The sequence below is a fragment of the Lentzea flaviverrucosa genome (genome assembly GCF_003350445.1).
In the GTDB taxonomy this organism is placed as follows: Bacteria; Actinomycetota; Actinomycetes; order Mycobacteriales; family Pseudonocardiaceae; genus Lentzea; species Lentzea californiensis.
In genome coordinates this window covers 225,096-250,802 of sequence record NZ_QQAU01000010.1, presented here as the reverse complement: position 1 = coordinate 250,802, position 25,707 = coordinate 225,096, and the positions used below count along the sequence as shown (strand labels likewise).

The 25,707-nt window shown below is 69.4% G+C and carries 31 protein-coding genes; 18 read left to right on the top strand and 13 right to left on the bottom strand.

The features are described from left to right. Nucleotide 1: 1 nt before the first annotated feature. The 4 genes from DFR72_RS29275 (at nt 2) to DFR72_RS46450 (ending at nt 3,444) form a co-directional block, all read left to right on the top strand. Complete coding sequence (locus DFR72_RS29275; RefSeq protein WP_090068579.1) at nt 2-1,096, top strand: sensor histidine kinase; 1,095 nt, start codon at nt 2-4, stop codon at nt 1,094-1,096. Beyond that, the gene (locus tag DFR72_RS29270) at nt 1,093-1,716 is read left to right on the top strand and encodes a response regulator transcription factor (RefSeq protein ID WP_090068137.1); all 624 of its coding nucleotides are present in this window, start codon (nt 1,093-1,095) and stop codon (nt 1,714-1,716) included. Before DFR72_RS29275 ends, DFR72_RS29270 begins: the two co-directional genes overlap by 4 nt. Nucleotides 1,717-1,748: 32 nt before the next feature. Next, nucleotides 1,749-2,456, top strand: coding sequence for an excalibur calcium-binding domain-containing protein (locus DFR72_RS29265; protein ID WP_090068138.1), 708 nt, complete (start codon nt 1,749-1,751; stop codon nt 2,454-2,456). Between the two features lie 121 nt (nt 2,457-2,577). After that, entirely contained in the window at nt 2,578-3,444 is an 867-nt protein-coding gene (locus DFR72_RS46450) for a peptidase inhibitor family I36 protein (RefSeq protein ID WP_245983609.1), read from the top strand. Between the two features lie 54 nt (nt 3,445-3,498). On the opposite strand, the gene DFR72_RS29255 is transcribed toward DFR72_RS46450, so the two are convergent. Beyond that, nucleotides 3,499-4,725, bottom strand: a complete 1,227-nt coding sequence (locus DFR72_RS29255; protein WP_114773784.1) for a PucR family transcriptional regulator — start codon at nt 4,723-4,725, stop codon at nt 3,499-3,501. Between the two features lie 175 nt (nt 4,726-4,900). On the opposite strand from DFR72_RS29255, the gene DFR72_RS29250 reads away from it, so the two are divergent. The 6 genes from DFR72_RS29250 (at nt 4,901) to DFR72_RS29225 (ending at nt 9,410) form a co-directional block, all read left to right on the top strand. Beyond that, nucleotides 4,901-5,197 carry a hypothetical protein gene (locus tag DFR72_RS29250; RefSeq protein ID WP_143086823.1) on the top strand — a complete coding sequence of 99 codons (297 nt, stop codon included), beginning with the start codon at nt 4,901-4,903 and terminating at the stop codon, nt 5,195-5,197. Nucleotides 5,198-5,209: 12 nt separating this feature from the next. Further along, nucleotides 5,210-6,052, top strand: a complete 843-nt coding sequence (locus DFR72_RS29245; RefSeq protein ID WP_090068145.1) for an NYN domain-containing protein — start codon at nt 5,210-5,212, stop codon at nt 6,050-6,052. A gap of 70 nt (nt 6,053-6,122) precedes the next feature. After that, nucleotides 6,123-7,013 carry an ABC transporter ATP-binding protein gene (locus tag DFR72_RS29240; protein ID WP_090068147.1) on the top strand — a complete coding sequence of 297 codons (891 nt, stop codon included), beginning with the start codon at nt 6,123-6,125 and terminating at the stop codon, nt 7,011-7,013. Next, nucleotides 7,010-7,750 (top strand): ABC transporter permease, encoded by a 741-nt coding sequence (locus tag DFR72_RS29235; RefSeq protein WP_245983607.1) that lies wholly within the window; start codon nt 7,010-7,012, stop codon nt 7,748-7,750. The genes DFR72_RS29240 and DFR72_RS29235 overlap by 4 nt, the downstream gene beginning before the upstream one ends. Beyond that, nucleotides 7,747-8,811 (top strand): sensor histidine kinase, encoded by a 1,065-nt coding sequence (locus DFR72_RS29230; RefSeq protein ID WP_090068149.1) that lies wholly within the window; start codon nt 7,747-7,749, stop codon nt 8,809-8,811. The genes DFR72_RS29235 and DFR72_RS29230 overlap by 4 nt, the downstream gene beginning before the upstream one ends. Next, nucleotides 8,808-9,410, top strand: coding sequence for a response regulator transcription factor (locus DFR72_RS29225; RefSeq protein WP_090068151.1), 603 nt, complete (start codon nt 8,808-8,810; stop codon nt 9,408-9,410). Before DFR72_RS29230 ends, DFR72_RS29225 begins: the two co-directional genes overlap by 4 nt. Here the strand turns inward: DFR72_RS29225 and DFR72_RS29220 are convergent. The 3 genes from DFR72_RS29220 to DFR72_RS29210 all read right to left on the bottom strand — a co-directional run bounded on the left by DFR72_RS29220 (nt 9,407) and on the right by DFR72_RS29210 (nt 10,851). Continuing rightward, nucleotides 9,407-10,045 carry a DNA alkylation repair protein gene (locus DFR72_RS29220; RefSeq protein WP_090068584.1) on the bottom strand — a complete coding sequence of 213 codons (639 nt, stop codon included), beginning with the start codon at nt 10,043-10,045 and terminating at the stop codon, nt 9,407-9,409. The genes DFR72_RS29225 and DFR72_RS29220 overlap by 4 nt on opposite strands. Nucleotides 10,046-10,119: 74 nt before the next feature. After that, nucleotides 10,120-10,485, bottom strand: a complete 366-nt coding sequence (locus DFR72_RS29215; protein WP_090068153.1) for a MerR family transcriptional regulator — start codon at nt 10,483-10,485, stop codon at nt 10,120-10,122. 6 nt (nt 10,486-10,491) lie between these two features. Continuing rightward, on the bottom strand, nt 10,492-10,851 hold the full coding sequence (locus DFR72_RS29210; RefSeq protein WP_090068155.1) for a hypothetical protein: 360 nt from the start codon (nt 10,849-10,851) through the stop codon (nt 10,492-10,494). 85 nt (nt 10,852-10,936) lie between these two features. On the opposite strand from DFR72_RS29210, the gene DFR72_RS29205 reads away from it, so the two are divergent. Beyond that, complete coding sequence (locus DFR72_RS29205) at nt 10,937-11,677, top strand: hypothetical protein (RefSeq protein WP_090068157.1); 741 nt, start codon at nt 10,937-10,939, stop codon at nt 11,675-11,677. On the opposite strand, the gene DFR72_RS29200 is transcribed toward DFR72_RS29205, so the two are convergent. After that, entirely contained in the window at nt 11,667-11,876 is a 210-nt protein-coding gene (locus tag DFR72_RS29200; protein ID WP_090068159.1) for a hypothetical protein, read from the bottom strand. The genes DFR72_RS29205 and DFR72_RS29200 overlap by 11 nt on opposite strands. A gap of 49 nt (nt 11,877-11,925) precedes the next feature. Continuing rightward, nucleotides 11,926-12,465, bottom strand: coding sequence for a TetR/AcrR family transcriptional regulator (locus DFR72_RS29195; protein ID WP_090068161.1), 540 nt, complete (start codon nt 12,463-12,465; stop codon nt 11,926-11,928). Nucleotides 12,466-12,572: 107 nt separating this feature from the next. On the opposite strand from DFR72_RS29195, the gene DFR72_RS29190 reads away from it, so the two are divergent. Together DFR72_RS29190 and DFR72_RS29185 are read left to right on the top strand one after the other, a co-directional pair. Beyond that, entirely contained in the window at nt 12,573-12,773 is a 201-nt protein-coding gene (locus DFR72_RS29190; RefSeq protein WP_090068163.1) for a hypothetical protein, read from the top strand. A gap of 163 nt (nt 12,774-12,936) precedes the next feature. Further along, nucleotides 12,937-13,509 (top strand): dihydrofolate reductase family protein, encoded by a 573-nt coding sequence (locus DFR72_RS29185; protein WP_090068588.1) that lies wholly within the window; start codon nt 12,937-12,939, stop codon nt 13,507-13,509. A 2-nt stretch (nt 13,510-13,511) separates the two neighbouring features. Here the strand turns inward: DFR72_RS29185 and DFR72_RS29180 are convergent, their stop codons facing one another. From DFR72_RS29180 to DFR72_RS29165, 4 genes are read right to left on the bottom strand one after another with little or no spacing between them, the layout of a single operon-like run. After that, a complete protein-coding gene (locus DFR72_RS29180; RefSeq protein WP_090068165.1) occupies nt 13,512-14,174 on the bottom strand; it encodes an HAD family hydrolase in 663 nt (220 codons plus the stop codon). Continuing rightward, the gene (locus DFR72_RS29175; RefSeq protein WP_090068590.1) at nt 14,171-14,968 is read right to left on the bottom strand and encodes a pseudouridine-5'-phosphate glycosidase; all 798 of its coding nucleotides are present in this window, start codon (nt 14,966-14,968) and stop codon (nt 14,171-14,173) included. Before DFR72_RS29175 ends, DFR72_RS29180 begins: the two co-directional genes overlap by 4 nt. A 7-nt stretch (nt 14,969-14,975) precedes the next feature. Next, nucleotides 14,976-15,200, bottom strand: a complete 225-nt coding sequence (locus DFR72_RS29170) for a tautomerase family protein (protein WP_090068167.1) — start codon at nt 15,198-15,200, stop codon at nt 14,976-14,978. A gap of 10 nt (nt 15,201-15,210) precedes the next feature. Further along, nucleotides 15,211-19,074 (bottom strand): amino acid adenylation domain-containing protein, encoded by a 3,864-nt coding sequence (locus DFR72_RS29165; protein WP_090068170.1) that lies wholly within the window; start codon nt 19,072-19,074, stop codon nt 15,211-15,213. A 253-nt stretch (nt 19,075-19,327) separates the two neighbouring features. Here DFR72_RS29165 and DFR72_RS29160 point away from each other — a divergent pair, with 253 nt between their 5' ends. Genes DFR72_RS29160 through DFR72_RS29145 form a run of 4 tightly spaced genes read left to right on the top strand, consistent with a single transcriptional unit; the run spans nt 19,328 to nt 22,764 of the window. Then, nucleotides 19,328-19,975 carry an ABC transporter permease gene (locus DFR72_RS29160; RefSeq protein WP_090068172.1) on the top strand — a complete coding sequence of 216 codons (648 nt, stop codon included), beginning with the start codon at nt 19,328-19,330 and terminating at the stop codon, nt 19,973-19,975. After that, nucleotides 19,968-21,083: an ABC transporter ATP-binding protein gene (locus DFR72_RS29155; protein WP_170176436.1), complete on the top strand. Its 1,116-nt coding sequence runs from the start codon at nt 19,968-19,970 to the stop codon at nt 21,081-21,083. Before DFR72_RS29160 ends, DFR72_RS29155 begins: the two co-directional genes overlap by 8 nt. Next, entirely contained in the window at nt 21,080-21,814 is a 735-nt protein-coding gene (locus DFR72_RS29150; RefSeq protein ID WP_090068174.1) for an ABC transporter permease, read from the top strand. The genes DFR72_RS29155 and DFR72_RS29150 overlap by 4 nt, the downstream gene beginning before the upstream one ends. Continuing rightward, nucleotides 21,811-22,764, top strand: a complete 954-nt coding sequence (locus tag DFR72_RS29145) for a glycine betaine ABC transporter substrate-binding protein (protein ID WP_090068176.1) — start codon at nt 21,811-21,813, stop codon at nt 22,762-22,764. The genes DFR72_RS29150 and DFR72_RS29145 overlap by 4 nt, the downstream gene beginning before the upstream one ends. Here the strand turns inward: DFR72_RS29145 and DFR72_RS29140 are convergent, their stop codons facing one another. The 3 genes from DFR72_RS29140 to DFR72_RS29130 form a co-directional block, all read right to left on the bottom strand. Continuing rightward, a complete protein-coding gene (locus DFR72_RS29140; RefSeq protein WP_143086824.1) occupies nt 22,765-23,265 on the bottom strand; it encodes a hypothetical protein in 501 nt (166 codons plus the stop codon). A gap of 70 nt (nt 23,266-23,335) precedes the next feature. Beyond that, a complete protein-coding gene (locus DFR72_RS29135; RefSeq protein WP_090068180.1) occupies nt 23,336-23,644 on the bottom strand; it encodes an Rdx family protein in 309 nt (102 codons plus the stop codon). Beyond that, nucleotides 23,641-24,516, bottom strand: coding sequence for a helix-turn-helix domain-containing protein (locus tag DFR72_RS29130; RefSeq protein WP_090068183.1), 876 nt, complete (start codon nt 24,514-24,516; stop codon nt 23,641-23,643). Before DFR72_RS29130 ends, DFR72_RS29135 begins: the two co-directional genes overlap by 4 nt. A 143-nt stretch (nt 24,517-24,659) precedes the next feature. On the opposite strand from DFR72_RS29130, the gene DFR72_RS29125 reads away from it, so the two are divergent. Then, nucleotides 24,660-25,700 carry an NAD(P)-dependent alcohol dehydrogenase gene (locus DFR72_RS29125; protein WP_090068185.1) on the top strand — a complete coding sequence of 347 codons (1,041 nt, stop codon included), beginning with the start codon at nt 24,660-24,662 and terminating at the stop codon, nt 25,698-25,700. Nucleotides 25,701-25,707 lie beyond the last annotated feature (7 nt).

Sequence of the window (25,707 nt, the reverse complement as noted above, 5' to 3'; positions counted from 1 at the left end):
CATGGTCACCTCGCGGCCGGCGTTCTGGGTGTCGCCGGTGATGTGTGCCGCCGTGCTGGTCGCGGGGGTGTATGCGGCTGTCTCCGGGCTCGGCGACACCGACGTGCCGTTGCTGGTCGGCGGCCTGCTGGTGCTGGCGGTCGTGGACCTGGCCGAGTTCCGGCGGTATCCGGTGCGCACGCCCAAGCGCGTTGCGGTGGTGTTGTCGGCGTTGCGGGCCGTGCTGTACCTGGCACTGGCCTATGTGGACGGTTCCGGGCTGGCTCGGCTGTTGTTGTTGCTCGTGCCGTTCACGGCCTACTTCGCGTTCGGGCAGGGCGTCGCGATCGTGCTGGCGGTGGCGTGTCTTGGACTGGCCGTGGTGAGCACGCCGGACTGGTACGCCCACGTCGAGCAGGTGTCGGACCTGGTGATGTTCGCCGTGGGACTGGTCCTCACGATCACGATGGCCGCGGTGGCGGTGCGTGAGCGCGATGGGCGGATCCGGTTGCAGGAGTCGCATCGGACGGTCGCGGAGCTGTCGGCGGCGGCAGAACGGGCTCGGGTGGCCCGGGACCTGCACGACGACCTCGGGCACCACCTCACGGCGATCGTGGTGTCGCTGGAGAAGGCCGCCGCGTTCCACGAACGTGAGCCCGGCACGGCGAAGGCCGCGGTGCTGGACGCCGAACGGTCGGCGCGGCGGGCGTTGGGCGAGGTGCGCGAGTCGGTGCGGTCGCTGCGGTCGTTCCACCTGCCGGCCGCCCTGGACGAACTGGTTGCGGGGCAGGGAGATGTGACGCTGACGGTCAGTGGCTCGCCCGAGGAGCACGAGACCGGCGCGCTGCACGCGTTGTACCGGGCGGCGCAGGAGGGCATCACGAACGCACGCAGGCACGCCGCCGCCACGCGCATCCGCGTCGCGGTCGAACTCGACGCCGAGCGGGCACGGCTGACCGTGGCCGATGATGGACGCGGCATGGGTGCGGCGGCGGAGGGGTTCGGGTTGCTCGGGATGCGGGAACGGGTCGCGCTGGCCGGCGGGCGGGTCGACCTCGCCAGCACGCCGGCGGGCACACGGCTGACCGTCACGATTCCCGTCGCGGGGACACCATGACGCGCGTGCTGGTCGTCGACGACCAGCGACTGATCCGGGAGGGCATCGCGTCGTTGCTGGGCCTGCAGCCCGGTATCGAGGTCGTCGGTACCGCGGCGGACGGGCACGAGGCCGTGGAGCGGGCCGTGACGCTGGCTCCGGACGTGGTGCTGATGGACGTGCGGATGCCGGGTCTCGACGGGGTCGAGGCGGTGGCGTTGCTGCGCAGGCGTGCGCCGGCCTGCAAGGTCGTCATGCTGACCACGTTCGACGACGAGGACTACGTGGTGCGCTCACTGCGCGCGGGTGCGACCGGTTATCTGCTCAAGGACCTGCCCTCGCAGGAGCTGGCGGCGGCGGTGAAGCTCGCCGCGGCGGGCGTGGCGCAGTTCGACCCGGCTGCGGCGGCCCGGCTGGCGGCGGTGCTGGACCGGTCGGAGACGCAGCGCGAACCGCTGACCGTGCGCGAGGCCGAGGTGCTGCGGCTGGTCGCGTCCGGGGCCACGAACAAGGAGATCGCCGAACGCCTCCACCTGTCGGAAGGCACGGTGAAGAATCACATCTCGCGCATTCTCGGCAGGCTCGGGTTGCGCGATCGCACGCAGGCCGCGCTTTATGCGCAGTCGAATGGACTTGTGTAACGAGATGCGGAGAAGGCCGCGATGTGGCGGCCATGACCGTTTCCAAGCAGCTGTCGACCGGAGCCGCGATCGCTGCCGGTTTTGTGCTCGTGGTGTCCGCATGCGGCACGCAGGCGCCCACCAAGCTCGCGGCCGACGTCTCCACGACGAGCACCACCACGACCACTACCACCACGACGACCACTCCTCCGCCGGTGACCGTGGAGTCCATCGTGGACGGTCGCACGGTGCTGCTGTCCAACGGCACCGAGCTCGTGATTGCCGGACTCGCCCAGCCCGGTGAGTGCTGGGCCGCGTCGGCCGTCGAGTTCGCGACGAAGACACTGGTGGGCAAGCCGGTCCAGGCGGCGGCGTCGAGCCTGGTGCTGGCCGACGGCAAGGACTTCGCGGTGCTCGCGGTCAGTCAGGGCGTCGCTCGCGCGGTCGCCGGGGCGGACGCGGCGATCCAGGTCGCGGAGTCGGCCGCCAAGCAGGCTTCCCTGGGGTTCTGGGGTCCGTCGTGCAGCGGGCTCGACGTGAAGCCCGTGCCCGTCGTGGCACCGCCGGTGGCGCCGAAGCCCGCACCTCAGCCCGTGGTGCCCCAGCCGCAACCGGCGCCCGCGCCGCCCGCGCCCGCACCCGCGTACTTCGCCAACTGCACCGCCGCGAAGGCAGCCGGTGCGGCACCGCTGTACCGCGGGCAGGCCGGTTACCGCCCGGCTCTCGACCGCGACGGCGACGGCGTGGCCTGCGAGAAATAGCTCGCCTGACAGTTCGGTGGCTGCGGGTGTCAGCGGAATGTCAGCGGCGCTCGGAATTCTCTGACCCAACGAAGCTTCCCCTGCACAGGCCGGGGAGCCTGTGGAGCGAAAAGGGTCAAACGTGCTGAAGAAATTCACCTTCGTGGCATTGATGGGCGCGCTCGTCAGCGCGTCCTTCGGCGCCGGTGTCGCCAACGCGGCGACCGATCGCAACGGCTCCTGCGAGTCGGGCGAGTTCTGCCTGTACTACAACAGCGACAACGCGGGTTCGGTGTCCGACTTCGCGGACTCCGTCGCCGACTACGGTGACTCGCAGCCGAGCTGCTACGACTTCAAGAGCGCGGGCAACGGTCAGGGCGTGTGCGTCAAGAACAACGCCGCGTCGGTCTGGAACAAGACCAGCAAGGCCGTCACCGTGTTCTACAACAGCAACTACGGTGGCGCGAAGCAGACGTTCGCGGCCGGCGCCAAGGGCAACCTGAAGACCGAGCTGAAGAACGAGAACGCCTCGCACCGCATCGGTGACGCCGGTGGCGACCCGGACCCGTCGCCGGGCGTGTACCCCGCGCCGGAGACCAACCCGCACCCGTCCGCCACGGCGCGGGCGCCCCAGGCCACCAAGCGCACGCAGTTCATCGACGACCAGATCGCCTCGAAGACCGGCGAGAAGCAGTGCTGGGTGGGCGACTACCGCAGCTACGAGTCGTCGACGAGCAACCACAACACCGGCAACGCGCTCGACTGCACCATCTCCAACGCGATCGGCACCTACCCGACGGCGACGCAGAAGGCCCAGGGCTGGAAGCTGGCCTACTGGCTGCAGAAGCACGCGTCGAAGCTCGACGTCCGCTACGTGATCTGGCAGGGCAAGATCTGGAGCGTGGCCCGTGCCTCCGAGGGCTGGCGCACCTACACCGGCGGTAGCGGTGTGACCGCCGGCCACTACGACCACGTCCACGTCTCGGTCCAGAACCCGCACGGCGACTGATCTGAGTTGGTGAAGAAGGCGAGCGCACACCCGTGCGCTCGCCTTCTTGGCGTTTCAGGTCCTCAGGTCGTGGACGATCAACGACGCCGAGAGCAGCCGGATGTCCGTCGGGTCCGCGGGGTTGTAGCCGGTGAGCTCGGCGACGCGGCGCAGGCGGTAGTTGAGCGTGTTGCGGTGCAGGTGCAGCTCGTCGGCCGTGCGGTGGCGATTGTGGTCGCTGTTGATGAACGTCCGCAGTGTGTGCACCAGGTCGGGGTGCTCGGAGAGCCGGTCCATCACGCGTGCCAAGCGCTTGCGGCCGGGACCGGGGCGGCAGAGCTGGTACTCGAGCAGCACGTCGTCGAGGACGTACGCGCCGGGCTGCCGGCCGAGGCGCTGGGCGAGTTCGGCGATGTCGGCGGCCTGCCGGGCGGCCGCGGGGATGTCCTCCCTGGTCTCCGCCGCCGCGATCCCGCCGATCAGGCCGGTGCCGGCGGCGGTGAGCAGGGCGCGGACCAGTTCGGCTGAGTCCTCCAGCTCCTGGTCGAGGCCCTCCTCTGTCGTCGGCAACAGCACCGTGCCGCCGTCGTGGTCCAACGCGGAGAGGGCGTGCTTGGGCAGCTCGGCCCGTAGCCGTCGCACGAGCCCATGAACGGCAAGACGAGCGTCGGCACCATCAGCTACCGACGGTGCTTCGACGCGTATGGCGACGACGACGTGATGACTGGACAGCTCCAGCCCGATCCGTTCGGCGAGCGGCTCGGCCTCCCGGCCGGTCAGCAGGGCCGCGACCAGCGCACGGCCGGCTTCGCGGCGTTCGGCGTGCAGGGCCTGCTGCTCTGCGAGGTACGACCCGGCCACGGCCGGCACCGCGACGCTCAGGTACCGCAGCAGCGCCGGCACCGTCGCCAGCAGGTCGGGGATCTCCTCGGGCTCGGCGACGGCGGCCATCGCCTCCCAGCCCACGGTCGCCGCGACGTGGTAGGTGCTGAGCACGATGTCGAGCGGAACGCCCTGCTGGGCGCGCCGCACCGCCGTCGCGATCTGCATGTCCAGCTCCTCGGGCGCCGGCGGGCGCTGTTCCCGCAGCGCGCGGAGGAAAACCTGCAGGTGACGGGTCACCGCCTCGGTGATCTCGCGGTCGACCAGCTGGTGCGGCAGCTGCCGGTAAGTGGCGGATCTGGCGAAGAACGCCTCCAGCACCTTCTCGGCGATGCTCGGGATCTGGGTCGCGGCTCGGTCGTAGAGCGGCGCGGCGGGATCAGGTGCGGGGATGTCGACCACCGCCAGAGGCTTGCGCATCCGCCCGCCGCAGGCGATAGCCCGATCGAGTCCTTCTCGGCTGGTTGCCTGCACGAAAGAGGGATGCCTGCGTTGTGCACGTGCCTCAAACATTTGACCCTATCGAGTGATGGGCGATGAGGACGGCCGCTGCTCACAGCCACAATCGGGTGTTGTGAGCGGCGTCGAAGAATGCATGAAGTTGTTGCTGCGCAGCGGGTTCCGGAGGACAGTCGTGCGTGATCACTTCACGTGCGTCAACGCGGTGATGTTCAGGCGCGTGTGGCGCGGCACCAATGAGACGGTGCTCGCGTACTCGGAGTCGGAGGCCCTGGCCTATCGCGTGGCCGAGGAGGACGCGAACCCCACGGACCCGTTCGTCGTCGATCCCGACCTGACGGAGTGGCAGTGCGGGGGAGAGTTCCTGGACGTCGCCGGCCAGCTGCTGGAGTTACCGGCAGCGCCTGGTCATTCCGCGTTCGGGGGGAAGTAGTAATCTCGGCTGGTGGGTGAGACCGTCCGGATCGGAGTGTTCTACGACGGCACGTGGTTCGCCTATCTGAGCGACTTCTACGCGACAGCGCACCCCAGAGGAGCGCGCGTCTCTCTCGACGGCCTGCACGACGCGTTGCGCTGGTACGTCCACAAGGAGACGGGTCGTCCGCTGGACGAGTGCGTGGTCGCCGAGGCGCATTACGTGCGCGGTCGCATCGACACCCCCGCAGAGTCCTTCGACCGAGTGCTGGCCTCCGCCGGCATCACGCGGCACGACCTGCCGCTGCACAACGGCAAGGAGAAGGGGGTCGACGTCCTGCTCGCGCTGGAGGCGTGGGACCGGGCGACGACGGTGCCGCTGCAGTGGGTCGTCCTGCTGACCGGCGACTCGGACTTCACCCCTCTCGCGGAACGGCTGACGGCGCGGGGCGTGCACGTGATCGTGCCGGTCGTCGACATCATGACGGTCAACGCGCCACCTGCCTGGACTCCGCGCACCGCGGCGCCGCTGCGGGCCGCGACACCGTTCACCCCCGGTTTCGACCAGCTGTTCGCGCCCGGTGACCAGGCCGACTACCCGTTGCGACGCGCCTTCGTGCGGTCGTCGCAGGCGGTGGCGTCGCCGGTCGGGGCGCCACGCGGGCGCCGGCGGGGCACCGTGGCGACCTGGAAGACCGGGCAGGCGCACGGGTTCATCACGGACACGCGCGGCGGGTCGTGGTTCGTCTCGCGCGACGAGCTGCCGAACGGCCTGACGCTGCTGCTCGCGGGCACGCCGGTGTCGTTCACCGGGTCGCCCGCACCGATGCCCGGCCGCAAGTACCCGAGGGCGCAGGCCGTCCGGCCCGAATGACTTTTGTCATCCCGAGGTCGTGACGCTGCTCCACTACTGACGGGAGCCGGTTCCGACCAGGCTCAGCGCCATGGAAACGGTGCTCGGAGTACGAGGGGCGCGGCACAGCTACGGTGCCACGCAGGCGCTGGACGGCGTTGATCTCGACGTCGGCGCGGGGGAGTGCGTGGCGCTGCTCGGGCCGAACGGCGCGGGCAAGACGACGCTGGTGAACCAGGTGATCGGGCTGCTGCCGGCCAAGGCCGGTTCGGTGCTCGTGTGCGGTGGAGACCCCCGCGTCGCGTCCACCCGCCGGCAGCTCGGGGTGGTGCAGCAGTTGCTCGGGTTCCCGAACACGCTGAAGGTGTCCGAGCTGGTCGTCGGGGCCGCGGTGCGCGCGGGCAAGCCCCGTGCGGCGGCCGGGCCGGTGATGGCCGAGCTCGACCTGACCGAACTGGCCGGGCGGCGCGCGTCGAAGCTCTCCGGCGGCCAGAAGCAACGACTGCAGCTCGCCATGGCCCTGGTCGCCGATCCGGCGCTGCTGGTGCTGGACGAACCGACCGCCGGTCTGGACGTGCCCACCCGCAAGCGGTTCTGGCAGATCCTCGCGGAACGGCGTGGGCGCGGCGCCGGCGTCCTGCTCACCACGCACCTCATCGAGGAGTCCGCGGCCGTCGCCGACCGCGTCGTCGTGCTCGACCGCGGCCGGGTGCTCGCCGGGGGCACGCCGGACGAACTGGTCGCGCGGCTGCCCGACCGCACGGTGATCGCCCGGACGGCCCTCGGTTTGGAGCGCCTCCAAGCGCTGCCGGGTGTCGTGTCGTTGCGCGACGACGGCGAGCACGTCCGGCTCGGCACGCGTGCTCCGGAGGCGTTGTTGCGGGTGCTGCTCGCGGAGGACCCCGGCCTGTCCGACCTGCGGGTCGAGGGTGCCGGACTGGAAGAGGCAGTGGCGGGTCTGATCGAGAGGGGTGCCGCGTGACCGTGCACAAGGTCTTCGGCGTGGAGCTCGCGGACGAGCTGAGGGGTATCGTCCGCGAACCGGCCGCCCTGTTCTTCTCGATCATCATGCCGGTGGGGTTCTTCGCGCTCTTCGTGTCGCTGTTCGGGAAGTTCAGCGCAGGCGGGGTCTCCGCGGGCACCACGATGATCGCCACGTTCGGCGCGTTCGGCGTGATCTCGGTCGTGCTGATGAACCCCGGCATCGGCGTCGCGTCCGACCGGGAACGCGGCTGGCTGCGCGCGAAGCAGGTGTCGGCGGTGCCGATCGGCGTGACGCTGGCGGCGAAGGTGGTGGCGGCACTGCCCTACGCCGCCGGGGTGCTGGTCGCGATGACGGCGACCGCGGCCGTCACCGGTTCGCTGAACGCGCCGTTGCCCGCGTTGCTGCGGCTTCTCGTCGTGCTGGTGCTCGGCGCGCTGCCGTTCGCGTTGCTGAGCCTCGCGATCGGGTTCCAGGTCGGTGCGGGTGCCGCGGCCGCCGTGCTCAACGCGATCCTCATCCCGACGTCCGTCCTTTCCGGACTGTGGATGCCGCTGGAGATCATGCCCGCGTTCTTCGGTGACGTCGCGCGGTTCCTGCCGACCTACCACCTGTCGGAGCTCGCCCGCGCCCAGCTGACCGGCGGGCCGGTCGTCGCGCACGTGCTCGTGCTGCTGGGCTTCGCGCTGGTGGCTGCGGTGCTCGCGGCCGTGTCGTATCGTCATGCGCGGTCATGAGAATCGTCGCTGGGATCTCCCGCTGGTTGCACCTGATCTACCTGGGGAACCTGCTGTGGGCACCGATCTTCGACCCGGCCACGGACTGGGTGGACTGGGCGCTCGTCGCCGTCGTCGCCACGGCCTTCGTGCCGATGTACGTGCTGGCCTGGCGGCGGCCGGACCGCGTCCGCTGGTGGTGCCTGGTGCCGACGGTGGTGCTCGGCGCCTTCGCGACGCCGTTCAACACCGGCGCCGCCGTGCTGTTCGTCTACGCGGCGACGTTCGCGGGCCTCGCGGAGTCGCGGCGGGTGGCGATGCGGTGGTTCGTCGCGCTGACCGCGTTGATCTGCCTGTTCGGCGTGGTGTCGGTGGTCGAGATGCCGTACCGGCTGTGGGGGCTGCTGCCGTCGCTGATCTTCCTGTGGGTGATCGGCATCCTCCAGGTCGAGTGGTCCGAACGGGACCGCGAAGGCGCCGACCTGCGCATCCGCACCGCCCGGATCGAGCACCTCGCCACCCTCGCCGAACGCGAGCGCATCGCCCGCGACCTGCACGACCTGCTCGGCCACACGCTGACCGCGATCGTCCTGCGCGCGCAACTCGTCGCCGCGGATCCCGCGCGGGCGCAGGAGGAGGCGGCGGAGATCGAACGGACGGCCCGCGCGGCGCTGGGCGAGATCCGCGACGCCGTGACGGGGTGGCGCAGCGCGTCACTGGAGACCGAACTGGAGGCGGCACGTGCCGCGTTGTCGAGCCTGGGCGTCGAGGTGACCGTGCGCAGGGATCCGGGGCTGGTGATCGTCGGCTCGACCGAGCACGAACTGGCGCTCGCGTTGCGGGAGGCCGTGACCAACGTGGCCCGGCACGCGCACGCCAGGACGTGCCACATCGGTGTCGAGGCCCGCGACGGTGAGCTGCGGCTGGTGGTCGCCGACGACGGCGTCGGCGGGCACGCGCCGGAGGGCAACGGGCTGACGGGCATGCGGGAGCGGATCGCCGCGCTGGGCGGCCTGGTCGCGCGGACGGTCTCGGCGGGCACCACCGTCACGATCGCCGTGCCGCTGAAGGTGGCCACGTGATCAGGGTCGTGCTGGCGGAGGACCAGGCGATGGTGCGCGGCGCGTTCGCCCAGCTGCTCGACCTGCAGCCCGACGTCACGGTCGTCGCGACCGCGGGGGACGGCGACGAGGCGCTCGCGGCCGTGGCGGAACACCGGCCCGACGTGCTGCTGACCGACATCGAGATGCCCGGCCGGACGGGACTGGACGTCGCGCAGGCGCTGAGCGAGCGCGGCGACCCCACCCGCGTCCTCATCATCACGACCTTCGCCCGCAGCGGGTACCTGAGGCGCGCGATGGACGCCGGGGTCTCCGGATACGTGCTGAAGGACGCACCGATCGCGGACCTCGTCTCGGCGCTGCGCCGCGTGCACGCCGGCGAACGCGTCGTCGCCGCCGAGCTCGCGATGGCCGCGTGGGACAGCGCCGATCCCCTGACACCGCGCGAACGCGAGCTGCTGCAGGAGGTCACGACGGGCGCGAGCAACGCCGACATCGCGGCCCGGCTCAACCTCGCCGAGGGCACGGTCCGCAACTACCTGTCGACCGCGATGGCGAAACTGGGCGCGCGCAACCGTTCCGAGGCGGCGAACACCGCGCGCGAACGGGGCTGGCTCTAACCGTTGCGCCGCACCATCTCGCCGATCCAGATCGGTGCGAACGGCGACGTGCAGCCCGGCGGCGTCGGGTAGTCCTTGAGGACCTCCAGGCGTTCGCCGATCTCGACCGCACGGGCGCGCAGTGCGGGGTGTTCGATCCCGATCTGCGCCAGGCAGTGGTTCATCGCCCACTGCAGCCGTTCCGGCGCGTCCTTCATGTCCTCCTCCACGACGTCGAGCAGCCCGTCGAGGTCGAGGCCCTCCGGCTTCTTCGCCACCCGGTCGACGGTCAGCGCCCAGCCCGCGCTCGCGACCACCGGGTCCGGGTCGGCGAACCACAGCACGCGCAGTTCTTCGGTGTGCGGGCTCTTCTTCACCACGTAGTTCACGAGCCAGTCGTGCACCTTGGGGCGCTTGGCCTCGCGCAGCATGGTGTCGAGCTCGTCGCGCCCGAACGCCTTGGGGCGGCAGATCAGCAAGGCCAGCAGCCGGGCCGCGGTGTCACCCGTCGCCCACAGTTCGAGCGAGAGGTCCTGCTGCGTTTTGAGGCGCTTCGCGATCGCGCGCAGCTTGCCGAGGTTCACGCCGTGGTCGTCGCCGTGCTTCTCGTTCACCGCGCGTGCCTTCGGGTCTTCGAGCGCGGCCAGTTCGGCCATCAGCCCCGCCACCGTGTCGTCCGCCACCGCTCGACCTCCCGTTCGCCAGCCGACAGCTTACGAGCAGGAACGCCTCAGTCGCTCAGCGCCGCGACCACCGGGCACTGGTCCCGGACGCCGTTCGCGGCGACGTCGAGCAACGCGAGCCGCACCCGGTCCAGGTCGTCGATCCGCTGCTCGATCTCGGCGACCTTGCCGGTGACCACGTCCCCCACGTCGGGTGTCGTGGAGGCGGAGAGGAGCTGCTCGAGCTCGGTGAGCGTGAACCCGAGCCGGGCCGCGCGGCGGATGAACCTCAACCGCTTCAACGCTTCCTGGTCGTAGTGGCGGTAGCCGCCGTGGGACCGGGCGGTGGGGACGACGAGGCCGCGGCGCTCGTAGAACCGCACGGTGCTGATGCCCACCCCGGCGGCGCGGGCCAGTTCGGATATGCGCACCACCGGAAACTACCTCCGCAGCAGCGCGCGCAGCTGGGCCGCGCCCCAGAACAGTTCCAGCGCCAGGAACGCCGCCAGCGCCGGGGTGTGCCCCTGCCACAACGCCCACGCGAACCAGAGGCTGAACAGTGCACGCCCGGTGGTGTCGGCGGCGATCAGCAACCGTTCCGGCCGGAGCCAGCGGACGATCGACCACATCACCACGACGGTGCCGAACAGCGTGGAGAACAGGAGCGTTTGCTCGGTGTGGGGAGTGCCGAGCAGGTCCAGCGCCAGTGCGCCGGTCCAGGGCGTGACGAACGCGATGCTCGCCACGAGGTCGTACGCCGCACCGGCCTTGCCCCAGCGGGTCACGTGATCTTGTGTCATGCGGCCACGATGGACTCTGCACCGTGGTGCAGAGTCAAGCCCGCTACCGTGGACGGGCGAGCGTTCGCCGAGCCGAGGGAGGCGCGTGGCCGGTCAGATCGTGCGTCACGCCGGCCGGATCGAGGCCGTGCGCATGCGGTTCGCGGCCGTGCACAAGGCCAGTGCGGTCGTCGTCGGTGACGAGACCGTGTACGGGCGGCTGTGCCGGTGGATCATCGACGCCGTCCTGGAGAAGCACGCTCGGCAGGACGAACTGGTCTCCTACGTCGAGGAGAACCTGCGCCTGATCGTGGCCGGGCTGTACGCCCTCTACGGCGTGCGGCCACCTGATCCCGACCCCGTGCGCGAGGCCGCCGTGCCCTCGCTGGTCGAGCCGGTCGAGGACTCCGCGCGAGCGGCGATGGAGCAGATCAGGCCGTTGCGGGACTCCCTGGACGACCTCACCGGCCTGCCGGACGTCATCGCCGCGCACGCGATGACCTGGTACAACATCGCGGCCGAGCAGCAGGACATGGCCGACGAGCTCGAAGACCTCCTGGAACAGGACGCGCCTCAGTGGAGTGGCGCCGAGGAGCACCTGCGGCTGATGGGTCACAACATCGAGGCGATCCGAGGGCTGAGCTCGGTGTCGGCGGCGTTCGGGGAGATCACCGAGAGCGTCGGGGTGCTGGTCGAGCAGACCCGGCGGCTCGTGCGGGAGCTCGTGATCAGCCTGGCCGTGGCGCCGACGGACGCGACGCTGTGGCGGCTGGCCTGCCGGATCGCGGTGTACGGGGTGGCACTGGAGGCCACCCTCACGCACCTGGAGAACCGGCTCAGCGGTTAGCGCGGCGTCGGGCCAGCTGCGGCAGGAACCACATGTAGATCCCCGTTCCCATGAGGACGAACAGCGGCAGCAGCGGCACGTACGACACCCACACCACGGAACTGTCGACGGTCAGGGCGACCGCCGTGAACACCACGGTGGCCGTGAAGACCATGCTCACCACTCGGTGGAACTGGCGGATTCCCTTGCTGCTGGCCATTTTCTCGGTCCTCCCGGTCGTTGTTGGACCCAACGGTAGGAGCGCGGGCTCAGCCGTGCTTCTCGATTCCTGACCGGACGATCGCGCGCGCCTCCTCCGGCGTGAGGTTGCCCGTCTGGGTCAGGTGCGCGAGTCCCAGCGCCAACGCGAGCAGCTCCTTCGCCGCCGGACCGGTCAGCACGGTCAGCAGGCCGACCAGCTCGTCGTAGCCCTGGCGCAGTTGCGCGACCAGTTCCGGGTTCGTCAGGGCGTGCGTCTCGAACGCCTGCGCGACGCGGAACTGCCGGCGTTCCTCCTCGGTCCCAGGGATCAGTTCCGTCAGCAGCGCCTCGGCGGGGGACGACTCGGCGAGGCGGGCCTGCACGCGGGCGGTGCCGAGGTCGTTGATCGCGGTGAACGCCGCCGTGAGCAGGTCGTCCTTGCTGGGGAAGTAGTGCTGGACGCGGCCCACGGACACACCGGCGCGTTCGGCGACGCGGCGGATGCTGACCTGGTGGGTGCCCTCGGTGTCGATGATCTCGAACACCGCTTCCAGGATCGCGCCGCGCCGTTCGTCGTGGGCGGCGCCCCTGCCTCGTACCGGCTTCACTCGACTCCCTCTTTTCGAGACGTTCGCATTGATTTGACCACGAGGCGGGACAGGGCTACCGTTTCGGGTGTCAAAACAATACAAAAGTATTGATCTGAGGGGGAGCTGTGGAGCTGATCGCACTGGTACTGCTGGTGCAGGGCGGCGGCGGGTTGATCAACAACCTGACCGGTGGGTCGAGGAGCTGGTTCGTGCTGAACTACGTGGAGATGCCGGACGCGCTGCGTGTCACGGCGTACGCGGTGATGGTCCTGCTGGGACTGGTGCTGGTGGTCCGGAGGTTCGGCTGGGACTGGCTCAGGGGCTAGTACTGCCGGGTGCCGTGCAGTTCCAGTCCCCGGCGCTGGACTCGGAGGGGTGTTCAGCGCCGCCATGGGTCGTGGCGCAAAATCTCCTGGCGCGAGATGTCGATCCCGGCGTCTCCCGTTCGACGCACTGATGACAGCAAGCGCGAACACCGAGGAGAACCAGATGCGCACCCTGATCGCCACCGCCTTCGTCTCACTCGACGGCGTCGTCGAGGCACCCGGCGGCGAGCCCGGTCACCGCAGCGCCGGCTGGACCTTCCAGGACATCGAGTTCGACGAGGCCGCCTACGAGATCAAGGGCCGCGAGCAGGACGAGGCCGCGGCGATGATGATGGGCCGCGTCAGCTACGAGGCGTTCGCCCCGGTGTGGCCGACGCTCGACTACTTCCCGAAGTACAACGCGATGCCGAAGTACGTCGTGTCCAGCACGCTGAAGGACGACCAGCTGGTCGACAACTGGGGCGACATCACGATCCTGCGCTCGCTGGACGACGTGGCGGCGCTGAAGGAGACCGAGGGCGGGCCGATCTCCCTGCACGGCAGCGCGACGCTCAACCGCAACCTCTCCGACGCGGGCCTGATCGACCGCTACCACCTGCTGGTGTTCCCGGTGCTGCTCGGCGCGGGCAAGCGCCTGTTCAGCGAGACCGACAAGGCCAAGCAGGTGCTGAAGGTCGTCGAGAGCGAGTCGTACTCGAACGGCATCCAGAAGCTGGTCTACGACGTCGTGCGCTGACCTCAGGCGCACTCGCGCACGGCGGCCACGACCCCGGCGAACGAGTCGACCAGCCACGTCGGGTTCGCGCTGAGCAGCTGGTCGACGCCGTGGACGCCGTAGGTCACGGCGACGGACGCGATGCCCGCGCCGTGCGCCATGTTGATGTCGTGAGTGGTGTCCCCGACCATGACCGCGTTGCGCGGGGACACCCCGAGCCTGCGCAGCACGAGCAGGCCGGATTCGGGATCGGGCTTGGGTTTCGAGACCTGGTCCGCGCCGACGACGACGGAGAACTCCTCGCGCAGACCGGCCGCGGTGAGCAGCGCCTCGGCGTTGCCGATGAACTTGCTCGTGGCGACGGCGAGCTGGAAACCGTCGTCCCGCAACGACTGCAGCCCGTCGTACACGCCCGGGAACACCAGTTGCGTCGCCATCGGCAGCACGATCTTGCGGTACGTCGGGTGGTAGAGCTCGACGCACGCGGTGACGACCGGTTCGTCCTCGGACGTCCCGAGCACCTTCGCGAACGCGGCGGGCAGCGGGAGCCCGATCGTGGCACGGATGGTCGGGGAGTCCGCCGTGGGCAGGTCGAGCTGGGCGAGCACCGCGGCGAACGTCGTGACGATCCCGCGCGGGGAGTCGACGAGCGTGCCGTCGAGGTCGAAGATCGCGCACCGGTTCATGAGGAGAACTCCTTCGCGTGGGCGGCGGCGAGCTCTCCCGCGACCTCGGCGGTGTTGATCCGCACCGCCATGGTCGCCTTCACGGATTCGATCTCGTCGTCGTCGATCGCGTCCGCGGGCTTCGTCGGTGTGGTCACGAGGAACGAGCCGGGGTTGCCGAGCGCCCAGTGGCTCTCGATCGCGCGGGCCATCACCCGTGGGTCGTCGACTCGGTGCGGGCTGGGCAGACCCGAGGTCTCGAAGTAGAACGCGGGGAAGTCGTCCGACCGGTAGGCGACGACCGGAACGCAGTGCGTTTCCAGGAACTCCAGTGTGAGCCCGAGGTCGAGGGTGTTCCGGGCCCCCGCGCAGACCACCGCGACCTTCGAGCGGGTGAGCTGCACGAGGTCGGGGGACAGCCGCCGGCCGTCCCGGTGCACGCCGCCGATCTCCGCGCTGGACAGGAACTTCAGCCCCGCGAGCCCGGCCGCGACCATCGACGCCGAAACCGTCGCCGCCCCGGTCGTGCCGCGGGCAAGGACGACCGGCAGGTCCCGGCCGTCCACTGCGGACACCCCTGGTGCGGTGGCGAACCTCTCGATGTCGGACTCGGAGAGACCGACGAGGATCCGTCCCTTGTCCACGCCGATCGTGGCGGGGACCGACCCGCTCGCCCGCACCGCGTCCTCGACCAGGCGCACGGTCTCGGCGCTGTCCGGGCCGGACCTGAGCACGTCCGACGCCAGCGCCACGACGGGCTGGCCCGCCGTGACCGCCTCGGCCACTTCCTCGCTGTACACCAGGGGAATGCGCATCGGCACCTCAATAGTTCGGGGTCTTGCGCAGGAGGTGGTTCCGTTCCACGATCTCCGGCGCGTAGACCTGGTCCTGCCACGCCTGCTGCTCGACCGGTTCCAGGGCGATCGACACGACGCCCTCGGCACAGCCGAACGCCCTGGTCACCGCCTCGGTGATGGCCGAGACCAGCTCGGACGTCTGCTCGTCGTCGAGCGGTGCAGGGAAGTGCTTGATGTTCACGTGCGGCATGCGAGCCTCCTCACGACCGGCTTCCCACGATGGCGAGGGTGACGGCCTTGGTGACGGCCGCGATCAGTTCGGCCATCTGCTCGTCGGACAGCAGGACCGGCACCCGCGCGACCTCCTCCTGCACGGTCGCGTTCTGCCGCATGGACGCCAGCAACTCGTCGATGTCGGGCTCGCGCAGCAGGCTGTAGTGGTCCGCCTCCAGTTCGACGACCACCGGGTCGGTGACCGAGAAGCCCTCACTGCCCTCGATGAACGAGTAGTCGTCGCCCTGCGCCTTGAAGATGGTGAGCGGCGCGGTGATCGTGCGCTCGGCCAGCTCGCCGAAGGTGTACTTGAAGGAGAACGTCTCGGTGACGATCTTGATGATCCGCCGCACGAGCTCGCTGTCGAGGTCGCGGAACTCACCGCTGATGAACGCGGCGAAGCTGTCCTCGTCCTTCGCGACCTCCAGGCACCGGTCCAGCCGCGCGTCGGTGATGCTGCCCGCGAAGACCGAGAACAGGATCGTCACGAACGCGCTGTTGTCGTAGGAGGCCTCGTCGCTGTCCCGTTCCGAGCGCACCTTCGGCGAGCCCGGCGCGATGAGGTACAGGTTCTCGACCACCTCGCCCGCCTGTTCGAGCTGGTGGGCCGTCTCGAACGCGACCCGCGCGCCGAAGGAGTAGCCCCACAACGTGTACGGGCCCTCCGGCTGCACCTCCTTGATCGCCTCGATGTCGGCGGCGGCCATCTCGCGGATCGTGCCGTACGGCATCTCGCCCTCGTTGATGCCGTGCGCCTGCACGCCGTAGAACGGGCGCTCCGAACGACTTGCGAGCGTGCGCAGGTTCATCGGGTAGCCGCCGAGCCCCGGCCAGCAGAAGACGGGAGAGCCGTCTCCGCCGGGCTGCAACGGGACCAGCCGTGAGATCGGTCCCTCGTGCAGGCCGTCGACGCGCCGGGAGAGCTGCTCGATCGTCGGGGACTCGAAGAGCACCTGCAGCGGCAGGCTGGTGCCGAAGTCCTTGTTGATGCGGTTGACCAGCCCGACCGCGATCAGCGAGTTGCCGCCGGTCTCGAAGAAGTCGTCGTGCGTCGAGACGGTCTCGCGCTTCATCAGCTTCTTCCACATCTCGCTGATGCGGCGCTCGGTGACGGTGCGCGGCGCGACGAACGGCCGGTCCTGGTCGTCGACGTTGGTCTTGTCCGACTTCTCCAGCGCCTTGACGTCGATCTTGCCGTTCGCGGTGACCGGCAGCGCGTCGAGCACCACGACCTTGTTCGGGATCATGTAGTCCGGCAGGAAGTTGACCAGGTCGTCGCGGATCAGCTCGGCCGGGCCCTTCATGTGGACGACGTCCTCCTTCATGCCGGGGCTGCGTCGCTGGTCGTAGGAGACCTTGCCGCCCAGGAAGAAGTACGACGGGCCGTCCTGCCGGTCTGCGGCCTTGAGGATGTCGCAGATGCGCTTGGCCGACGGGAGGTCGTTGTTCGTCTTCGAGCTGTAGCCCGACGACATGAAGCCGAGGTCGACGTCGTTGGCGGACAACCGGTGCATGGTCCGGCCGAGGTCGATGTAGCGCCGCCACAGCTCCGTGGACCGGCCGATGGCGCTGATGCCGAAGCTCGCGCGCTCGTACACCGCCTGGTTGATCGCGATGACGTGCTTGCGCAGCACCAGGTCGTCGGACACCCGCTCGAACTCGCCGCCGGCGTAGCGGTACTGGCCGCCGGGCAGGTTCGCGACGCGGCCGGGGTGCGTCTGGACGTAGATGTCGACGTCGTCCTCGCGGACACCGGTGTACGCGCACAGTTCGAACGTGCCGAGGTAGTAGTCCTCGTCGTCGACGTCGAGCAGGGCCTTGGTCTCCGGTGTGTACGCGGAGGCCGTGATGTCGAGGCCGTAGCCGGGCAGGACCTCCTCGAAGAGCCCGACCATGTGGCCGGTCTCGATCTCCAGGACCTCCTGGATGTTGTTGAGGTACACCGCCTCGATCGCGGCCTTGTGCCCGATGAAGTGCAGCTTCGCCTGTACTTCGAAGCTCTCCTCGAGCGGCCTGATGAGCACGAGCTGGTGGCGCAGCGGGTGGTAGTAGTACAACCCGGCCGGAAGTCCCGCGATGTGGTGCAGTTCCAGGTGGAGCTGGGTCGCGTAGAGCGAACCAGGTGACGCGTAGCCGTACTTCGGCAGCAGCCGCTGGTCGCTGAAGTGCGCGCCGAAGTAGCGCAGGATCTCGCCCAGTTCGGAGACGTGGACGGACTTCGGGTCCTGGGAGCCCGCGCCGATCGGCTTGCGTTCCAGCAACCGCGCCAGGTCGGCGTCGGTGACCTGGCCGCCCTCGTAGAAGCGGTAGGACTTGCGCGAGAAGACGACCTTGCGCTGCAGGCACGAGGCTTCCTCGCCGGGCAGTTCGAAGCTCTGCCGGCCGGCCAGGTCGTCGCGCACGCCGGGGTTCGACAGCTGCGCGCGGACCTGCAGGCGGCTGGACTTCGACTGGTGGTGCGAACCGGCGTTGCCCTGGTCCATCAGGGCGGCTTCCTTGGGGTTCAGCTCGACGCACGCGATCAGGTTCTGGAAGCCGGTGCGCTCGTCCTCCTTGACGATCACCGCGGCGTTGCGCACCCAGTCGTGCGTCTCGATCGCGAGCCGGATCTCGTCCAGTTCGACCCGGTAGCCGCGCAGCTTGACCTGGCTGTCCGCGCGGCCGGCGAACTGCACCGTGCCGTCGAGGTTCTGCGTCACGAGGTCGCCGGTGCGAAACATGCCGTCCACGAACCGTTCCTCGGTCAGCTCCGGCTGGTGCAGGTAGCCGCGGGCGACCTGGGCGCCGCCGATGTAGAGCTCACCGATCTCGCCGGGCGTGACCATGTCGCGGTTGTCGTCGAGCACCAGGTACGTCGTGTTCGCGACGGGCAGGCCGATCGAGATCGACTTCGGGGCTTCGGCGAGTGCGGCGGGGTCTACCACGTACGACGACGAGTTGATCGTCGTCTCCGTCGGCCCGTAGAGGTTGATGAGGCTGACGTTCGGCATGTCCGCGAAGAACGCCTGGGCCAGCGTGCGGGACAACGCCTCGCCGCCGCTGAAGACCTGCTTCAGCGAGGTGACGGTGTGGAACTCCTCGGTGTCGATCAGCGCCTGGAGCAGCGTCGGCACGCACTGCAGCGTGGTGACGCCCTGCTCGCGCATGGTCCCGATCAGCATCTCGGGGTCGCGGTAGATGCCGGGCCGGCCCATCACCACGGTGCTGCCGACCGCGGGGGCGAGGATCTCCCACTGCGCCGCGTCGAAGCTCATCGGGGTCTTCTGCACCACGCGCTTCGTGCCGTCGATGGCGTGCGCGTCGTGCAGCCACAGCATCTGGTTGACGATGCTGCGGTGCTCGATCATCACGCCCTTGGGCCGCCCGGTGCTGCCCGAGGTGTAGATGATGTAGGCGAGACTGTTGTGGGCAGGGGAGAAGCCGTCGTCGAACGCCTCGTCGCAGTCGTCGAGCGTGACGATCCTCGTGGTGGCGGGGGCCAGTTCGGCCAGGCGCTGCTTCAGGGCGGGCTGCGTCACGACGACCTTCGTGCGCGAGTCCTCGATCATGTACCGGAGCCGCTCCTCGGGGTACTCCGGGCTCAGCGGCAGGTAGGCGCCGCCGGCGCAGAGGATCCCCCACGCTCCGACCACGAGGTCCAGTGACGGCTCGACGAACATGCCGACGCAGTCGTCCTCGCTGATGCCGAGCCGCCGCAGGTGTGTGGCCAGCGCGGAACTCTGCTCGAAGAGTTCGCCGTAGGTGATGCTCTGTTCACCGAAGACGACGGCCGTGCGATCAGGGTGTTCCTCGACCTGCTTGCGCAGCAGGTCGGGAAGGCAGCCGCCGTCCACTTCAGCTTCGTGCGACATCTCAGAAATCCCCCAAGCGGTCAGCAGGCGTGAGTCGGTGCGAGCACGTTCTTGGTTAGTTGAAGAACGTATGAGTGACGGCTCGAAACCCGCTGGAGCGATCGGCCTGGTGGACAGCCGCAGAGGTCTACCAGAACCGCCTTGAACGCCACCGGAATTCCACCGGCTGAGACGATGGTTCGGTGGCGAATGGTTGCCCCACTGTCCACAATGGTGTTGGGTTGACGCCAACTTCGAGGGCGGGGCCACGAGGATGAATGTGCTCGAGTACGTAGCCGATCGCTGGGATCGGCTGTCTTTGCAAGCGTTCCTGCACGTCAGTGCGGTTGTGCAGTGCACGGTTCTGGCGACGCTGCTCGGAGTGCTGATCGGGGTCGCGGTCTACCGCAGCCCGGCCGGGTCCGCGCTGGCCACGGCGTTGGCGAGCACGATTCTCACCATTCCGTCGTTCGCTCTGCTGGCGTTGCTGATCCCGGTGTTCGGCCTGGGCGCGAACACGACGGTGGTCGCTTTGGTGCTGTACGCGTTGCTGCCGATCGTGCGCAACACGATCGTCGGGCTGGCCGGCGTGGATCCGGCTGTGAGCGATGCCGCAAGAGGAATCGGGATGAGCAGGCTGGGAGTGCTCACTCAGGTCGAGCTGCGGCTGGCGTGGCCCGCGATTCTCGCCGGAATGCGGGTCGCCACGCAGATGCTGATGGGGATCGCGGTCATCGCGGCCTATGCGAAAGGGCCGGGGCTCGGCTCGGAGGTGTTCTCCGGACTTGCGAACGCGGGCAGTGCGAACTCGATGAACCAGGCCCTCACCGGAACGATCGGTGTGGTGGTCCTCGCCCTGCTGCTCGACGGAATTTACGTGCTGGTCAACCGTTTCACCGTGTCGAGGGGCGTTCGTGGCTGAAAAAGGCATCGAGATCAGGCTCGACCACGTGACGAAGCGGTACGCGGGGCAGAAGGCGGCGGCGGTCGACGACTTCTCGATGGTCGTGCCGGCCGGGCAGGTCGTGGTGTTCGTCGGGCCGTCCGGCTGTGGCAAGACCACGACCATGCGGATGATCAACCGGTTGATCGAGCCGACGTCCGGCACGATCACGATCGGCGGCGAGGACGCGCTGAAGATCGACCCGGACGACCTGCGGCGGCGCGTCGGGTACGCGATCCAGCAGGCCGGGTTGTTCCCGCACTTCACCGTGGCGCAGAACATCGGAGTCGTGCCGGGATTGCTGGGCTGGGACAAGAAGAAGATCTCGGACCGCGTCGACGAGATGATGGACCTCGTCGGGCTCGACCCCGGCGAGTTCGCCGGTCGCTTCCCGCGTCAGCTCTCCGGCGGCCAGCAGCAACGGGTCGGTGTCGCGCGGGCGCTGGCCGCCGATCCGCCGGTGCTGCTGATGGACGAGCCGTTCGGCGCGGTCGACCCGATCACGCGCGGGCACCTGCAGGACGAGTTGTTGCGGCTGCAGGAAGAACTCCGCAAGACGATCGTGTTCGTCACGCACGACTTCGACGAGGCCGTGAAGCTCGGCGACCGGATCGCGGTGCTCGGCGACCGGTCCACGATCCTGCAGTACGACACCCCGGAGGCCGTCCTGGCCAACCCGGCGGACGACACGGTGGCCGGGTTCGTGGGCGCCGGCGCGTCGCTGAAGGCCTTGACGCTCATGAGGGTGCGTGACGTCGAACTGGGTCAGGCCGTCACCGCCCGCTCCGACGCCGATCCGTCCACTGTGGATCTGGACGGTGAGGAGTGGCTGCTGGTGCTGGACCGGCGCGACCGCCCGTCGCGCTGGGTGCAGTGCAACGAGCTGAAGCGCGTGACCTCGCTGGCCGGTGCCGGACGTCCGGTGCAGGACTCCGTGACGCTGCAGTCGACGTTGCGGGACGCCCTCGAAGCGATCGTGAACGAGGGCGGCCGGGCGATCGTCACGGGTGGCCGGGGCGAGTACGTCGGCACGGTCGACCTCGCGACCGTGACCGACGTCGTGCAGCAGCGGCGGGCGCACTCGTGACGGCCGGGCGGATCCGGTTCTGGGCGCAGCCCGTCGTGGTGCTGCTGATCGTCGGCGGCGTGCTGGCGTGGGTGTTCGGCGGTGAGCTGACGGCGACCGAGAAGAGCACGCTGAACGCCACGTCGTTGCTGACCGCGCTGCGCGACCACCTGGCGATGACGGTCGTCGTGACCGCGATCGTCGTGGTGGTGGCGGTTCCGGCGGGCATCGTCGCCACCAGGCCGTGGGCCCGCTTCCTCGCCCCGGTGTTCCTGGCGGTCGCGAATGTCGGCCAGGCCGCGCCCGCGCTGGGCGTGCTGGTGCTGTGGTTCCTGGTCACGGGCGCTTCGGGCGGGCTGTGGGTCGCCGCGCTGCCGCTGGCGTTCTACTCGTTGCTCCCGGTGCTGCGCAACACGATCGTCGGCATCCAGCAGGTCGATCCGTCCCTTGTGGACGCCGGTCGCGGCATCGGCATGTCGGCGCCGGGCGTGCTGTGGCGCGTGGAGTTCCCGCTGGCGACCCCGCTGATCCTGGCCGGCCTGCGCACGTCGCTGGTGCTCGCGGTCGGCACGGCGACGTTCGGCCTGTTCGTCAACGCGGGCGGGTTCGGGTTGCTGATCGACACCGGCTACAAGCTGAACCTGATGAAGGTCCTGGTGACCGGCTCGGCGTTGGCGGCGGGTCTCGCGCTGCTGGTCGACTGGGCCGGCGCGGTGATCGAGCAGCGGTTCGGTCCCAAGGGGGTCAGGTGAGGAAGGTGCTTCTGGTAGCGCTGTTGTTGTTGTCCGGCTGCGGACTGGACGTCAACACCGCGTTGCCCTACAAGGTCCTGCCGGGGTCCATCCAGCCCGATCCGTCGTTGTGGGGCGTCGAGATCACCGTGGGGTCCAAGGACTTCACCGAGAACATCCTGCTCGGCTACCTGGCCGAGATGGCGCTGTCCGCGGCCGGCGCGGACGTGATCGACCTGACCGACCTCAAGGGCTCGCAGACCGCGCGCCAGGCCCTGCTCAACGGCGAGGTCGACGTCACCTGGGAGTACACCGGCACCGGCTGGATCAACTACCAGGGGAACGTTCTCCCGGTGCCCGGCGGCGAACAGGCGCAGTACGACGCGACGAAGAAGGCCGACCTGGAGAAGTTCGGCGTCGAGTGGCTCGCCTACTCACCGCTCAACGACCAGTACGCGTTCGCCGTCACCGAGGCCTACGGCGAGCAGCACGGCCTCAAGACCACCTCCGACCTCGCGGCGTTCCTCACCCAGAACCCGGACCAGGCGGTGTTCTGCCTGGAGACCGAGTTCACCAGCCGCCAGGACGGTTTTCCCGCTGCGCAACGGACCTACGGCTTCCCGACGACCGAGGTGAAGAACTTCGGCATCGGCACGATCTACTCGGCCGTGGCGGGCGGCACGTGCCCGGTCGGCGAGGTGTTCACCACCGACGGCCGCATCGCCGCGCAGGAGCTCCGCGTGCTGGAGGACGACAAGAAGGCCTTCCCGCAGTACAACGTGGCACCGACCGTGCGCGCGGAGTTCCTCGCGAGGTACCCGCAGGTGCGCGGCCCGTTGGAGGAGGTGAGCGCCGCGCTGACCAACGACCAGATGATCGAGCTGTGCCGTCAGGTCGACGTGGAGGGCAGGGACGCGGGCGAGGTGGCGCGCGACTGGATGGTGTCGAAGGGGTTCATCCGGACGGACTGATCACCGCATCGCCCGTCCGACCGGCGGCAGCACCGACACCATCGACGCGGCCAGCCACAGCATCAGCGCGATGCCCGGCACGATGATCAGCGTGCCGCCGTGGTCGACCGTCAGTCGCACGACCGCGAAGACGTAGTACGCGCACACGAGGAACCCGAGCGCGGCGAGGACCCAGCGCGCGAACCCGAGCCGGGCGATCACCAGCGCGGCGAGCAACAGCACCACACCGCCCGCGACGTAGGTGGCGACGATCGCCGGGTCGCCGTTGGCGATGAAACCGCGCCCGAAGGCCAGTCCCAGCAACGCGACGGCGGCCTCCGGGGTCTGCCGGATCCCCTTGCCGTCGGCGGAGTTCAGCCCTGCCAGCACGAAGCACAGCACCGCCACGAGCAGCCACAGCCCACCCGCGAGGAACGCAGGCGCGACGCTCGGCCGCAACGGCTGCCCCCAGCCGGGCGCCGGGCCGTAACCCGGACCGTGTCCCCGTGGAGGTTGCTGCACCTGCCAACCCTGGTTCGGATGCACGGCCGCCACCCTACGAGCCGCCAGTCCGTGCCGCAGCGAATTCGCGCTACTGACCGGGGAGGCCGACGTCGGCCGAGCTCTTGCGGTCGGTGTGCCCCAGGGAACGCTCCGGCGCCACCCGGTCGCGCACGAGCTGCTTGAGCACGGCGAGGTCCGGGAAGCCCTCCTCGGCCTTGCGCGACCACAGCGTCTCGCCGTCGAGCCGCACGTCGAACACGCCTCCGGTGCCGGGGATCAGCGCGACCTCGCCCAGTTCGGAGGTGAACGTGGTCAGCAGCTCCTGCGCGGTCCAGCCCGCACGCAGCAGCCAGCGGCACTGGGTGCAGTACTCGATCTCCAGACGCGGTGTTCTCATGTCCGGTTCTTGACGGACTCGCCGGAGCGGGTCGCGTCCCTGCCCCAGCTGGCCAGCAGCTGCAGCGCCTCGGCGGACGGCGTACCGGGCTCCGCGTGGTAGGTGGTCAGGAACAGGTCCGGCTCGCTCGGCATCCGCAGCGTCTCGTACGACAGCGTCATCTCGCCCACGAGCGGGTGGCGGAGCACCTTCGTGCCGAAGGACTTCTCCTTGACGTCGTGCTTGGCCCAGAGCTGCCGGAACAGCTCGCTCTTCACCGACAGCTCCCCGATCAGGGCGGTGAGCTCGGGGTCGTTCGGGTAGCACCCGGCGTCCATCCGCAGGAAACCGACGACGTCGGCGGCCTTGCTCTCCCAGTTGACGAAGAGCTCCTGGTAGGAGTTCCGGAGGAAGATGAAGCGCGCCCAGTTGCGGTCGCGCGGCTCCAGCTCGGCCCAGTCGCCGAACAGCGCCGCGGCCATCGGGTTCCACGCGAGGACGTCCGAGCGGCGGCCGCCGATGTAGGCGGGCACGCCGATGTTGTCGAGCAGGTGCTTCAGGGCCGGGCGGACCCCGCGTGAGGTCTTTTTCTTCTTCTTGTTGTCGTACGGGCAGGCCGTCAGGTTGCGCAGGTGCGTGTGCTCGGCCTCGTTGAGCTGCAACGCGCGTGCGATCGAGTCGAGCACCTCGTCCGAGACGTTGCGGCCGTTGCCCTGCTCGAGACGGGTGTAGTACGCCACCGAGACGCCCGCGAGCTGTGCCAGTTCCTCGCGACGCAGGCCCGGCACACGGCGGGTGCGGCCGTAGCGGGGCAGCCCGACGTCGTCGGGGGACAGCCGCGCCCGGCGGCTGCGCAGGAACTCGCTCAGCTCGGTGCGCGGGTCGACGTCCATGCACCCGAGTATCCCCGGCCTGGGCGGACCGTGCCTGCTACTGCTGGTGGTAGGCACGCCAGTCGTACGAAGAACAGGTGGCTGGGTAGCTCTCCCGGATCGGCGCAGTGTCTTCAACGACACGACGACGAGGAGAGAAACTGATGAGCACCGTCGCTGCCTACGCCGCTCCAGCACCCAAGGCACCGCTGGAGCGCACCACCATCGAACGTCGCGCGGTCGGCGCGCACGACGTCCTGATCGACATCAAGTTCGCGGGCATCTGCCACTCGGACATCCACCAGGTCGACGAGGGCTGGGGCCAGGGCATCTTCCCGATGGTCCCGGGCCACGAGATCGCCGGCGTGGTCGCCGAGGTCGGCTCCGAGGTCACCCGCCACGCCGTCGGTGACCGCGTCGGCGTCGGCTGCATGGTCGACTCGTGCCGCGAGTGCGACAACTGCCTGCGCGGCTTCGAGCAGTACTGCACGGGCGGCAACACCATGACCTACAACGCTGTCGACCGCCACGGTGACGTCACCTACGGCGGCTACTCGAAGCAGATCGTCGTCGACGAGAACTTCGTCGTGCGGATCCCCGAGGGGCTCCCGCTGGACGTGGCCGCGCCGCTGCTGTGCGCGGGCATCACCGTCTACTCGCCGCTCAAGCACTGGGGCGTCGCACCGGGCAAGAAGGTCGCCGTCGTCGGTCTGGGCGGGCTCGGCCACATGGGCGTCAAGATCGCCGCCGCGCTCGGCGCCGAGGTCACCGTGCTGTCGCAGTCGTTGCGCAAGAAGGACGACGGGCTCAAGCTCGGCGCCCAAGACTACCGCGCGACCAGCGACCCGGCGACGTTCACCGAGCTCGCCGGCAAGTTCGACGTGATCCTGTCCACGGTGTCCGCGCCGCTCGACTTCGGCGCCTACCTCGGGCTGCTCAGGACCGACGGCGCGCTCGTGAACGTCGGCGCGCCGGAGGAGCCGATCTCGCTGAACCTGTTCGGGCTGCTCGGCGGACGCAAGACGCTCGCCGGCTCGATGATCGGCGGCATCGCGGAGACCCAGGAGATGCTGGACTTCTGCGCCGAGCACGGCCTCGGTTCGGAGATCGAGCTGATCGGCGCCGACGAGATCAACACCGCCTACGAGCGAGTGCAGTCGAGCGACGTGCGGTACCGGTTCGTGATCGACACCGCCACGATCTGACGTGCGT